We start from the raw sequence: 12,860 nt of genomic DNA on the forward strand, positions 1-12,860 counted from the left end.
GCGCGGAACGGGAGACAGGCCAGTGCCGGATGACTCGACAGAGGTGACCGCGGCCGGAATCGCCAGGCTCGCGGGCGTGGGGCGCGCGGCCGTCAGCAACTGGCGGCGCCGGCACGCCGGGTTCCCGAAACCTGTCGGGGGCACCGAGGCCAGCCCTTCCTTCGCGCTGCACGAGGTCGAGCAGTGGCTGCGCGAGCAGGGCAAGCTCGCCGAGGTACCGCTGCGCGAACGGGTCTGGCAGCAGGTGGCGGGCCACCCCGACGGCACCGTTACCGCACTCGTCCATACGGGGTGCGCCCTGCTGCTCGTCCGGGACAGGCCCGCCGCCTGGCTGGAGATCACCGCCGCCTCGGACGCCCGGATGGCAGGTGTGCTGCCGGGTGCCATGGACCACGTACTCGCGGACCGATTCGGAGAGGGACGCGCGGTCCCCTCGCCCACGGCGTCCGCCCTCCTGCCGTCCGTCCCGCTGCTGCGCGCCGCGGCCGAACTGGCGGCCGGCACCGGTGCCCGGCAGGCCTTCGACTTCCTCTTCGGCCGCCAGCTCGACGCCAACCCGCGTCAGTACACGCTCACGCCCCCCGGCCTCGCCGAGCTGATGGCCGACCTCGCACAGCCCCGGGGCGCCGCCCGGCGGAGCGGTAAGCGGGGTTCCCTCACCGTCCTCGACCCCGCGGCCGGAACCGGCGCCCTGCTGTGCGCCGTCGGCGGACCCACCGCCCTGTACGCGCAGGAGGCCGATCCCGACCTGGCGGCGCTCACCGCACTCCGGCTGGCCCTGCACTCCACGGGGGGCGAAGCCGACGGGCCCACGCTCGCGGTGAGTACCGGCGACACCCTGCGCACCGACGCGTTCCCCCGGCTCGCCGTGGACGCGGTGCTCTGCCACCCTCCGTTCAACGAGCGCAACTGGGGTCACGACGAACTGGCCTACGACCCACGCTGGGAGTACGGCTTCCCCGCCCGCACCGAGTCCGAACTCGCCTGGCTCCAGCACGCCCTCGCCCATCTCCGCGAGGGCGGCACCGCCGTGGTGCTGATGCCCCCGGCCGCCGCCTCCCGCCGTTCGGGACGCAGGATCCGTGCCGATCTGCTCCGCCGCGGTGCCCTCCGCGCCGTCATCGCGCTTCCGGCCGGCGCGGCGCCTCCGTACGGTGTCCCGCTCCACATCTGGGTCCTGCGCAAGCCGGGCGCCGAACAGCCGCCGGCGCCCGAACTGCTCGTCGTCGACACGTCGGAGCCCGAAACCGCCGGTGTCCCGTCCGGCCGCGACCGGCTGGACTGGCCGGCGGTGTGCGGCGCGGTGCTCGACGCGTGGACCCCCTTCGACGTGCCGGGGCGCCGTGAGCCAGTCGAGGAGCGGCCGGGGACCAGCCGGGCCGTCCCCGTCATCGAACTCCTCGACGACGACGTGGACCTGGCCCCCGCCCGCCATCTGCCGCCCCCGGCCGTCGGGGGCGGCGCGGCCGAACTGGTCCGCGTCCGGACGAAGCTCGACGAAACCCTGAAGCTGGCGGCGCTGCTCACACCGCCGCCCGCGGCCCCCCGCGAACCGGCCAGGCGGCCCTTCACCACCGTCGGTGAACTGGCCCGCGCGGGCGCTCTGCGCCTGCGGACCGGCTCGGGATCCGGCAGCGGCACGGAGCCGGTCCTCACCGAGCACGACGTCCTCGCGGGTACGGCTCCCAGCGGTACGCCCTCCACCCAGGCCACGTCACCGGACGACGAACCGCTCCGCCTGGAACGGGGTGACGTCGTCGTGCCCGTACTCGGCGGCGGTTCGGTCGTCAGGGTCGTCGACGACGCCACCGCCGGTGCCGTGCTCGGGCGCAACCTCCAGCTGCTGCGCCCCGATCCGGCCGCCCTGGACCCCTGGTTCCTCGCCGGTTTCCTGCGCGGCACCGCCAACAACCGGCAGGCCAGCAGCTACGCCTCCACCGCGACACGGCTCGACGCCCGCCGCCTCCAGGTGCCGCGCCTGCCGTTGGCCGAACAGCAGAAGTACGGCGAACAGTTCAGCGCCCTCGCCGCGTTCGAGGACGCGCTGCGCACGGCGGGGAGGCTCGGCGGGCAGCTGGTGCAGGGGATGTACGACGGACTGACGGACGGTTCGGTCACTCCGGAGTGAAGTGAAGTCGTTCCCGGAGTGACGTGAAGCACAACGGTTGCGCACAACCAGGGACCGGTTGTCCGTGTCGGTGTATACGCTCACAGCACACGTCCGATCCACGCCCTCCGGGAGCAGCACATGCACGGCTACGGCTATCCGCCGGAGCAGCAGCCGACGCGTCGCCCGTCCTCGGCCACTCTCATCACGCTGCGCGTGGTCTTCGTGGCACTCGCCCTGCTGAGCTGTGGAGTTCTCGCCTGGGCGGCCATGCTGCGCCTGGCGATCGTCACCCGGAGGCAGCGCGACTGGTGGCTGTTCGGCCTGGTGCTGGTGCTGAACGCCGGGCTCATCGCCTACATCGCATCGCTGCCGGACGACGAGGAGGTGATGACGGACGGGCAGGCGGTCGTCATGCTGTCCTGGATCCTGGTCGTCTTCGTCGGCACGGTCACCTATTACCTGTACACGGAGATACGGCATTACGGCCCGTACGGTGGTCCCCGGAGTGCCCCTCACGCCGGGCCGTACGCCGGCCCGTACGGCGGGTACACGCCGCATCACGTGGCCGCGACGCACGCTCCTCCTTCCTACGGCTACCCACCGGCCCCACAGCAGCGCCCCGCGGTCACGCCGCCACCCGCTCCACGCTCGGCCACGCCACCCCCGGCCGCTCCACCGGCCCCGCCCTCCGACCCGCCGAGGACTGCCGCCCCCCAGCGTCTCGACCAGGTGCGTGCCGAGCTCGACGAGCTGAGTGACTACCTCCGCAAAGAGGGCGACAGCAGGTGAACGGGCGTGTCATCGCCGGACGTTACGAACTGGCGACCATTCTCGGCCAGGGCGGCATGGGCCAGGTCTGGACGGCGTACGACCAGCGCCTCGACCGCCGGGTCGCGGTGAAGCTTCTGCGCCCCGACCGGGTCGCGGGCCCTTCCGGCAGCGAGGCCGCCGACGATCTGCGCCGCAGGTTCGTCCGCGAGTGCCGGGTCACCGCTCAGGTCGACCACCCCGGCCTGGTCACCGTCCATGACGCGGGGAGCGACGGCGAGGACCTCTACCTCGTCATGCAGTACGTCGAGGGCGCCGACCTCGCCGACCATCTCGCCGAGCACGACCCCTATCCCTGGCCCTGGGCCGTGTCGATCGCCGCTCAGCTGTGCGCGGTGCTCTCCGCGGTGCACGCCGTGCCGATCGTCCACCGCGACCTCAAGCCACGTAACGCGATGGTGAAGCCCGACGGCACCCTCACGGTGCTCGACCTGGGTATCGCCTCCGTCATGGACACCGACACCACCCGCCTGACCCACACGGGCTCACCGATCGGCTCCCCCGCCTACATGGCCCCCGAACAGGCGATGGGCGGCGCCGTCGGCCCCTACACCGACCTGTACGCACTCGGCGTGCTCCTGCACGAACTCCTCAGCGGCGACGTGCCGTTCGCCGGGTCGACCGCCCTGGGCGTCCTGCACCGCCATCTCTACGAGCCGCCCCTCCCGGTCCGCCATCTCCGGCCCGAGGTCCCGGAGGCGCTCGAGACACTGGTCCTGCGGCTGCTCTCCAAGGACCCGCAACACCGTCCCGCCTCCGCCCAGGAGGTCTACGAGTCCCTGCGGCCCTTGCTGCCCGCCGGCGGCGCGCCTTCCGGGCCCCTCGACCCGACCCGGCCCTTCCTCCGGCCGCACGCCCCCTGGCCCGACCGGGCGGCCGTGCCGGCACCCGCGCCCGTCCCCGCCCAGCAGGCACCCGCCCCGCCTCAGGAGCCACCCGCCCGGCCGAACGTGGCACAGGCCGTCGACGACGTGAAGCGGCTGCTCGGAGAGGGCCGCATCACCCAGGCCGTCGACATCCTCGGGGGGATCCTGCCGGCCGCAGCCCAGGAGCACGGCGAACACTCACCGGTCGTACGGATCCTGCGCAAGCAGTACGCGGCCACGCTGATGGACGACGGCCAGTACCGCCGCGCCCTTCCGGAGCTCCGCCGCCTCGCCGACGACCGTGCGGCGGAGGCGGGCCCCGCCGACTCCCAGACCCTGCAATACCGTTACGACGCCGCGCAGTGCCTGGAACAGCTCGGCGAGGCCGCCGCCGCGCTCGCCGAGTACCGCACCGTCCTCCCCTACTACGAGAACGGCTACGCGACCTCGGCCGGCCCCGGCCGGGCCTTCGACATCCGCCACCGCATCGGCCACCTCCTGTTGGCGGTGGGCGACCACACGGCGGGCCGCGGCCAGTTGCAGGGCCTGCTGTACGACACTGAGCGCGCCTACGGTCCCCACCACGCGCTCCCCACGGAGCTCCGCCGGCAACTGACCCACCACCGGGACGTACGCGGTTCGATGTGAGGGGGAGGGGCGGCCGCGAAGGGCGATCCGGGCGGGATCGGCAGGGAACGGTAGGGATTCCGCCCCGACCCCACACTGACCGGTCCGGAAATCGTTGGTCGAAGCAGTGGCCCGAATCACGTCCACTGCCTAACATCGATCACCGCAAGGCTTTGTGCACTGATGCACAAACTCTCCCCGGGAGGCTCCTTTGCACCGCCGTCGTCGCACCGTGCTCGCCCTGTCCGCCGCAACGCTCGTCGCGGCGCCGCTCCTGACCGCCTGCGGCAGCGATGCCCATCCGGGTGCCGCGGCGGTGGTCGGCGGCGACCGGATCGATGTGGCCACGGTCCAGCGGCAGGCGTCGGACGTACGCAGCGCGCAGGAGACATCGGCGCGGTCCGCGGACCTGGTGAAGGAGTCCGGGCAGCTGAACCGCGTCAAGCTGCACAACCTGATCTTCGGACGGGTCCTGGACCGGGCCGCGAAGGACGCCGGGGTGAGCGTCAGCCGTAAGGAGGTCCAGCAGGTCCGGGCGGCGGCCACCGCCCAGTACGGCGGGGACACGGGGCTGCGGGCGGTGATGCTGGAGCAGCGCTGGGTCGCCGCCGGCCAGATCGAGGAGGACCTGCGCAAGGAGGTCCAGCTCCCGAAGCTCGCCCGGGCGCTCGGCGCCGATCTGCAGACTCCGGCCGGCCAGCAGGCGGTGGGGAAGGCGCTCACCGAGGCGTCGAAGGCACTGCACATCGACGTCAACCCGCGCTACGGCAGCTGGGACGACCAGAAGATCCAGCTCAGCACCTACAAGGTCCCGTGGATCACGCAGGTCACCGCTGTCCCGGGGCAGGAGCCCGAGCCCGGCGCCTGACCCCCGCCCGTCCGGGGGCTGTGAGCCGCTGTCGGTCCGGTGTGCCGAACGGGACGCGACAGCGGGGACCCGGCGCACCCCACACCCTTCGGGGGTGCGCCCGGAACGCATGAGTGGGTCCAGGCCTCGCTCATGCACACCGGGCGGGAACGGTAGGTTCGGGAGCGTGAACGCTGAAGACCCCGGCCGTATCGTCCTGCTCACCGCCAGCCACCGGGTCGCCCCCGGTCTGCTGTCCTGGCCCGCCTGGCAGACACTGCACGCCGCGGACCGGGTGCTGTGCGCCGAGCGGGACCACCCGCAGCTGCCGTATCTGCGGGAGGCCGGGGTGACCGTCGAGCACACCGCGCCGACGGCCGAGGAACTGGTGGACGACTGCGCGGGCGGCCGGACCGTGGTGGTGCTCGTGGGCGGCGAGGGCAATCAGCCGCTGACCGACGGTTTGGCCCGGCTCGGCGGTTCGGGCCGGGTGCAGATGCCGGACCTGGAACTGCTGCCCGGTTCGTACGACCTGCCCGGCGCGCGGCTCCTGGATCTGGTCCAGGTCATGGACCGGATCCGGCTCGAATGCCCGTGGACCTCGCAGAAGACGCACAAGGGCCTCGCGAAGTACGCCATCGAGGAGGCGTACGAACTGGTCGAGGCCATCGAGGACGGTGACCGCGAGGAACTGCGCGAGGAGCTCGGCGACGTACTGCTCCAGGTCGTCTTCCACGCGCGCATCGCGCAGGAGGACCAGGAGGAGCCGTTCGGCGTCGACGACGTCGCGGCCACGATCGTCGAGAAGCTGATCCACCGGCATCCGCACGTGTTCGGCGACGAGACCGCCGAGACCCCGGAGGACGTCCACGCGCACTGGCTGCGGACGAAGGCGATCGAGAAGCAGCGCGAGTCCGTCACCGACGGGGTGCCGCTCGGCCAGCCCGGTCTGGCGCTGGCGGCCAAGCTCGGCAGCAGGGTCCGTGCCGCGGGCCTCGACGCCGCGCTCCCCGAGGGCGACGGGGTCGGCTACCGGCTGCTCGCCCTCGCCGTACGGGCCGAACAGGACGGCACCGACCCGGAGGCCGCCCTGCGGGCCGCCGCCCGTGCCTACAGGGACGCGATCCGGGCCGCGGAGGGGCTCGGCACCGCTCCTGACGGAGTGGACGCCGGTCCGGATAGCGTCGAGGAGTGAACGACAGCCCCGAGACGGCCTCCGCGCCCGACGCAGCGCCCGAACTCTTCACCTGGGAGTTCGCCACCGACCCGTACCCGGCCTACGCCTGGCTCCGCGAGCACAGCCCCGTGCACCGCACGGCACTGCCCAGCGGTGTCGAGGCCTGGCTGGTGACCCGGTACGCCGATGCCAGGCAAGCCCTCGCCGACACCCGGCTCTCCAAGAACCCGGCCCACCACGCGGGGTCCGCGAACGCCAAGGGCAAGACGGGCATCCCGGGGGAGCGCAAGGCGGAGCTGACCACGCATCTGCTGAACATCGACCCTCCGGACCACACCCGGTTGCGCCGGCTGGTGTCCAAGGCGTTCACCCCGCGCCGGGTCGCCGAGTTCGCGCCCCGGGTGCAGGAACTGACGGACCGCCTCATCGACGACTTCATCGAGAAGGGGAACGCCGACCTCATCCATGACTTCGCCTTCCCGCTCCCCATCTACGCCATCTGTGACCTGCTGGGGGTGCCGCGCGAGGACCAGGACGACTTCCGCGACTGGGCGGGCATGATGATCCGGCACGGCGGGGGTCCGCGGGGCGGAGTGGCCAGGTCGGTCAAGAAGATGCGCGGCTATCTCGCCGAACTCATCCACCGTAAAAGGGAGAACCCCGGCGACGACCTGATCTCCGGGCTGATCCGGGCGAGCGATCACGGCGAGCACCTCAGCGAGAACGAGGCCGCAGCCATGGCTTTCATCCTCTTGTTCGCCGGTTTTGAGACAACCGTGAACCTCATCGGCAACGGAACCTACGCTCTGCTGCGCAACCCGTCCCAGCGTGAACGCCTGGAACGCTCGCTGGCCGCGGGGGAGACGGAACTGCTCGACACGGGCCTTGAGGAGCTGCTGCGCTACGACGGGCCGGTGGAGCTCGCGACATGGCGCTACGCCACCGAACCCGTGACGCTGGGAGGGCAGGACATCGCGGCGGGGGACCCCGTTCTCGTGGTGCTGGCCGCCGCCGACCGGGACCCGGAGCGGTTCCAGGATGCGGACACCCTGGATCTCGCACGGAGTGACAATCAGCACCTCGGATACGGGCACGGCATCCACTACTGCCTGGGGGCGCCGCTGGCCCGGCTGGAGGGCCGGGTCGCGTTGGCGACCCTGCTGAGACGCCTTCCCGACCTGCGGCTCGCTGCGGAACCCACCGATTTGCGATGGCGCGGCGGGCTCATCATGCGTGGACTACGCACACTTCCCGTCGAGTTCGATCCCGGGTATTCAGCCGAAAAAGGTGACAGGCTGTCATCTCTGTGACTTTCACGTGATCTCCGCTGCATCGACTTGTGACACACGTTCGAGTGGGGCTAGGTTCACCGTTCGACTCACCCGTCACATGTCAGTCACACGGAAGGCAATCCCATGGGCTCCGCGACCGGCAGACACCGTCGCCCTCGCCAGGCACCCGCCATCGTCGTCGCCGCAGGCGTCACGGGATCGGCGATCGCCATCCCGCTGCTGGGCGCGGGCAGCGCGCAAGCCGCAGACACGTCGACCTGGGACCGGGTCGCCGAGTGCGAGAGCGGTGGCATGTGGAGTGCCGACCTCGGCAACGGCTACTACGGCGGCCTGCAGTTCTCGCAGGACGACTGGTCGGACTACGGCGGCACGGACTACGCGCCCCGCGCCGACCTCGCCAGCCGCTCGCAGCAGATAGCCGTCGCGGAGAAGGTGCTGGACGACAAGGGCCCCCAGGCGTGGTCCAGCTGCGCGGTGATCTCCGGGCTCGTCGTGGACGGCACGCTGCCCGGCGTCGACCCGGGCAACGAGCCGACCGCCGAGCCCTCGGACACCGCGACCCCGTCCGAGACCCCCTCGTCCGAAGCGTCGGATCCGGCGGACGCGGACGACGAAGCGAACAGCTCCGCGGACTCCGAGAAGTCCGACGGCTCCGACCCGACGGGTGAGGCGGACCGGAACGCGCCCGACGACACGGCGGACCAGGATGACGAGGCCGGCACGTCGCCGTCCGCCACTCCGGTGCCCGAGGCCTCCGAGGCGTCCGGCGCCTCGAAGGGTGACGGGGCGGAGGGTGGAAAGCACCGCGGCACCCCGGCCCCCGAGGCGAGCGCCGGATCCGGTCCCGACGACGGGCGGGACGCCGGCCGGCACGCCTCGCGCGGCGACTCCGAGGCGCGTCAGGGGGCGGAGGGGGCGTACACCGTCCGCGAGGGCGACAACCTCTGGACGATCGCCGACGCGCAGGAGCTTTCGGGCGGCTGGTCCGCGCTCTACGAGGCCAACAAGGACGAGCTGGGCTCCGACCCGGACCTGATTCTTCCCGGCCAGAGCCTGGACCTCGGACTCGTCGGCGCGAACGCGCAGGGCGACCAGGCGGAGACCACCGCCGCCAACTGATCACACGCACGAAAACGCCTTGAAAACTGGGGTAGTTCAGAGACCTATGTCCACTTATGCATAAGTGAGACATGGGTCTCTTTGCTTCAACTGGTGTGCTCAGTCCGCCCGATCCGTCCATATTGGCTCCGACCTGCGAAAACAACCCGCCCCATCGGGTGTTACGCACTGATTGGCCGTTATGTCCACCGTTGAACGCGGGGGTTGTGTGTGTTTACGGTCGGAGCCGCTCGCACCGCGGGCACCTTCGACCGTCACGCCGAATCCTGCCGTCGGCCGAAGGAGACCGACGCGTAAAGCGCCGTAGGCAGGAGCGGGGGACCCAGGTAGGCGCCGGACCCGGCCGTCGGAAGACGGGTGAGGGTGCGGCTAGGGGTGAAGTCGTCCGCGAGTGCGGGTGACCGGGCAACTCACAGGCCCGAACCCGACAGCTCACCTCGTAGGCGTCGGTGAGGAGAACCATGCTGCTTTCCAGCAAGGGCAAGCACCGCCGCCCGTCCAAAGCCGTCCGTATCGCGACCCTGGCCGGTGTCACCGGTGCCGCCGTCGCCGTACCGCTCATGGGCGCGACCGGCGCCTCTGCTGCCTCCGTCGACACCTGGGACGCCGTCGCCCAGTGCGAGTCCGGTGGCAACTGGTCCATCAACACCGGCAACGGCTACTACGGCGGCCTGCAGTTCTCGCAGTCCAGCTGGGCGGCGGCCGGCGGCACCCAGTACGCCGCCCGCGCCGACCTGGCCACCAAGAGCCAGCAGATAGCGGCCGCCGAGAAGCTCCTCGACCTGCAGGGCCCGGGTGCCTGGGCCTGCGCCGGTGCCGGCGGCCTGACGGACGACGGTGTCGACCCGGGTGTCGACACCGGCTCCGAGAAGATCGGCGACACGGCCCCGCAGGCCGCGCCGGAGCGCAAGGCCGAGCAGCCGACCACGCGCAGCGAGAAGCGTGAGGCCCCCGCGAAGACCGTCACCACCCCGACCGGCCAGAAGGTCGAGAAGGGCGACGGCGAGTACAAGGTGAAGGCCGGCGACACCCTCAGCAAGATCGCCGACGCGAAGAAGGCCGAGGGCGGCTGGGAGAAGCTCTTCAAGCTGAACGACGACATCGTCGACGACGCCGACCTGATCTTCCCGGGTCAGCAGCTCCACCTGAAGTAGTCACCATCGCCCCGGGGCCCCCTCCTGCCCCGAAGGCCCGGCCCGGCGCGCTGCCCCCCGCGTGCCGGGCCGGGGCCGCGCCGGGGCCGTGCAGGGCATCCGTCGGCGGGGACAGGCCGCGAGCCCGCCGTGAGGGTGAGCCTTCGGTTCTTGTAGTTACTTGCCAGTAAAATTCTGGAGCTTTGCCCGGAATGCAAGTCCTCGGGTCCTTTTTCGTCCCAGGGGACGGGCGGACGGCCGACGGAGCGGGCCGAGCCGGTTAGGCTCGTGGCGCAAGGCCACAGTGACCCTGCACAACCAGTGTCAGATCCCAGAAGGAGATGCCTCGTGCCGTCCATCGACGTCGTCGTAGCCAGGGAAATCCTCGACTCCCGGGGGAACCCCACGGTCGAGGTCGAGGTCGGCCTCGACGACGGCAGCACGGGACGTGCTGCTGTTCCGTCCGGAGCCTCCACCGGAGCGTTCGAGGCCATCGAGCTCCGCGACGGCGACCCCAGCCGTTACCAGGGCAAGGGCGTCGAGAAGGCCGTCCTCGCCGTGATCGAGCAGATCGGCCCGGAGCTCGTCGGGTACGACGCCACCGAGCAGCGCCTCATCGACCAGGCGATGTTCGACCTGGACGCGACCGAGAACAAGGGCTCGCTCGGCGCCAACGCCATCCTCGGTGTCTCGCTGGCCGTGGCGCACGCCGCGTCCGAGGCCTCCGACCTCCCGCTGTTCCGCTACCTCGGCGGCCCGAACGCGCACCTGCTGCCCGTTCCGATGATGAACATCCTGAACGGCGGCTCGCACGCCGACTCCAACGTGGACATCCAGGAGTTCATGATCGCGCCGATCGGCGCCGAGTCCTTCTCCGAGGCCCTTCGCTGGGGCGCGGAGATCTACCACACGCTGAAGAAGGTCCTGAAGACCAAGGGCCTGTCCACCGGTCTCGGTGACGAGGGCGGCTTCGCCCCCAACCTCGAGTCCAACCGTGCCGCCCTCGACCTCATCCTCGAGGCCGTCAAGGAGGCCGGTTACGTCCCGGGCCGCGACATCGCGCTCGCGCTCGACGTCGCCGCGTCCGAGTTCTACAAGGACGGCGTCTACGAGTTCGAGGGCAAGTCCCGCTCGGCCGCCGAGATGACCGAGTACTACGAGGAGCTCGTCTCCGCGTACCCGCTGGTCTCCATCGAGGACCCGCTGTACGAGGACGACTGGGCGGGCTGGAAGGTCATCACCGACAAGCTCGGCTCCAAGGTGCAGATCGTCGGTGACGACCTGTTCGTCACCAACCCCGAGCGCCTCGCCCGCGGTATCGAGGAGGGCTCGGCCAACGCCCTGCTCGTCAAGGTCAACCAGATCGGGTCGCTGACCGAGACCCTGGACGCCGTCGAGCTGGCTCAGCGCAACGGCTTCAAGTGCATGATGTCCCACCGCTCCGGCGAGACCGAGGACGTCACCATCGCCGACCTCGCGGTCGCCGTGAACTGCGGCCAGATCAAGACCGGTGCCCCGGCCCGCTCGGACCGCGTCGCCAAGTACAACCAGCTGCTGCGCATCGAGGAGATCCTCGACGACGCCGCGGTGTACGCCGGACGTTCGGCGTTCCCGCGGTTCCGCTTCGAGGGCTGACAGCCCGAGTCCGGAGCACCAGCCTCCGTCCGTCCCCGCATCCGGTCCCGTACCGTGTGCGGGGACGGACGTGCGTAACGGGGAGGCGTGAGACATGGCCGGGAAGGACCGCGACCGGTTCTCCACCGCGACCAGGCTGCGACTGCTCGGTGAGCAGACGGCGGCCCGCGTCTACCGGTCCCAGAACCGCCGGCAGGCCCGCCGCTCCCGCCTCACCGGCCGGGCCGCGTTCCTCGCGCTGATCGTCTGCTCCCTGGTGGTCGCCCTCGCGTATCCCATGCGGCAGTACATCTCCCAGCGCGACCAGATCGCGGAACAGGAGAGGCTCTCGCAGGAGGCCAGCCGGCGGACGGAGGAGTTGCGCGACGAGAAGGCGCGGCTCAAGGACGACGCGTACATCCGCCGTCTCGCGCGCCAGCACCTCCATTACGTACTGCCCGGCGAGACCGGTTATACGGTGGTCGACCCGGACGCGGCCGAGGTGCGGCAGGGCGAGCCGGGGGCGACGGGGCAGCCGTGGCACTCGAACCTCTGGGACGGCGTCGACAGCGCGGACCGCGAATGACCTCGCCCACGCCGAGCTCGTCGACGCACCGAGCCCTTTCCCCGCACCGATTCACACAGTCCGACCGATGACATTCAAGGCAGGCATGGACACGCCCCCTCCGCAGACCGAATCCACCACGCCCACCGCTGTGGACATCGCCGCGTTCGAGCTCCAGCTCGGCCGGCCGCCGCGTGGGCTGCGCGCCATCGCGCACCGCTGCCCGTGCGGCAACCCGGACGTGGTCGAGACACAGCCCCGTCTGGAGGACGGCACGCCGTTCCCGACGACTTATTACCTGACCTGCCCGCGTGCCGCGTCCGCGATCGGCACGCTGGAGGCCAACGGGGTCATGAAGGAGATGACCGAGCGGCTCGCCACGGACCCCGAGCTGGCCGCCGCCTATCGCGCCGCGCACGAGGACTACCTCGCGCGTCGCGACGCCATCGAGGTCCTGGAGGGCTTCCCGAGTGCGGGCGGCATGCCGGACCGGGTGAAGTGCCTGCACGTCCTGGTCGGCCACTCGCTGGTCGCGGGCCCCGGTGTGAACCCGCTGGGCGACGAGGCGATCGCGATGCTGCCGCAGTGGTGGGCCAAGGGACCGTGCGTCACCCCGTGCGGGTCCGACGAAGCCGGGCCCGACGCGTCCTGAACCCCGCGCGCCACACGTACAACCACAGGA

Annotated in this window: 11 protein-coding genes and 1 riboswitch; all 11 genes read left to right on the forward strand. The window is 71.3% G+C overall.

The features are described from left to right. The first annotated feature begins 22 nt into the window (after positions 1-22). The 11 genes from ACWD04_RS12550 (at position 23) to ACWD04_RS12600 (ending at position 12,830) form a co-directional block, all read left to right on the forward strand. Positions 23-2,128 carry an N-6 DNA methylase gene (locus tag ACWD04_RS12550; protein ID WP_451130959.1) on the forward strand — a complete coding sequence of 702 codons (2,106 nt, stop codon included), beginning with the start codon at positions 23-25 and terminating at the stop codon, positions 2,126-2,128. A 120-nt stretch (positions 2,129-2,248) separates the two neighbouring features. Further along, positions 2,249-2,899: a hypothetical protein gene (locus ACWD04_RS12555; protein ID WP_451130960.1), complete on the forward strand. Its 651-nt coding sequence runs from the start codon at positions 2,249-2,251 to the stop codon at positions 2,897-2,899. Further along, the gene (locus ACWD04_RS12560; RefSeq protein ID WP_451130961.1) at positions 2,896-4,452 is read left to right on the forward strand and encodes a serine/threonine-protein kinase; all 1,557 of its coding nucleotides are present in this window, start codon (positions 2,896-2,898) and stop codon (positions 4,450-4,452) included. Before ACWD04_RS12555 ends, ACWD04_RS12560 begins: the two co-directional genes overlap by 4 nt. 190 nt (positions 4,453-4,642) lie before the next feature. Then, positions 4,643-5,299 carry a SurA N-terminal domain-containing protein gene (locus ACWD04_RS12565; protein ID WP_451130963.1) on the forward strand — a complete coding sequence of 219 codons (657 nt, stop codon included), beginning with the start codon at positions 4,643-4,645 and terminating at the stop codon, positions 5,297-5,299. Positions 5,300-5,465: 166 nt separating this feature from the next. After that, complete coding sequence (locus tag ACWD04_RS12570; protein WP_451130965.1) at positions 5,466-6,473, forward strand: nucleoside triphosphate pyrophosphohydrolase; 1,008 nt, start codon at positions 5,466-5,468, stop codon at positions 6,471-6,473. Then, positions 6,470-7,765, forward strand: coding sequence for a cytochrome P450 family protein (locus tag ACWD04_RS12575; protein ID WP_451130967.1), 1,296 nt, complete (start codon positions 6,470-6,472; stop codon positions 7,763-7,765). Before ACWD04_RS12570 ends, ACWD04_RS12575 begins: the two co-directional genes overlap by 4 nt. Before the next feature lie 105 nt (positions 7,766-7,870). Next, the gene (locus ACWD04_RS12580; RefSeq protein ID WP_451130969.1) at positions 7,871-8,866 is read left to right on the forward strand and encodes a transglycosylase family protein; all 996 of its coding nucleotides are present in this window, start codon (positions 7,871-7,873) and stop codon (positions 8,864-8,866) included. A gap of 289 nt (positions 8,867-9,155) precedes the next feature. After that, positions 9,156-9,327, forward strand: a riboswitch (cyclic di-AMP (ydaO/yuaA leader). Beyond that, positions 9,328-10,020, forward strand: coding sequence for a transglycosylase family protein (locus tag ACWD04_RS12585; protein WP_451130971.1), 693 nt, complete (start codon positions 9,328-9,330; stop codon positions 10,018-10,020). A gap of 327 nt (positions 10,021-10,347) precedes the next feature. Continuing rightward, complete coding sequence (gene eno, locus ACWD04_RS12590; protein WP_451130973.1) at positions 10,348-11,634, forward strand: phosphopyruvate hydratase; 1,287 nt, start codon at positions 10,348-10,350, stop codon at positions 11,632-11,634. A gap of 94 nt (positions 11,635-11,728) precedes the next feature. Then, positions 11,729-12,199, forward strand: a complete 471-nt coding sequence (locus ACWD04_RS12595; RefSeq protein ID WP_451130975.1) for an FtsB family cell division protein — start codon at positions 11,729-11,731, stop codon at positions 12,197-12,199. Positions 12,200-12,284: 85 nt separating this feature from the next. After that, the gene (locus tag ACWD04_RS12600) at positions 12,285-12,830 is read left to right on the forward strand and encodes a DUF501 domain-containing protein (RefSeq protein ID WP_451131134.1); all 546 of its coding nucleotides are present in this window, start codon (positions 12,285-12,287) and stop codon (positions 12,828-12,830) included. Positions 12,831-12,860: the final 30 nt, after the last annotated feature.

It is taken from the genome of Streptomyces sp. NPDC002911, assembly GCF_053591835.1.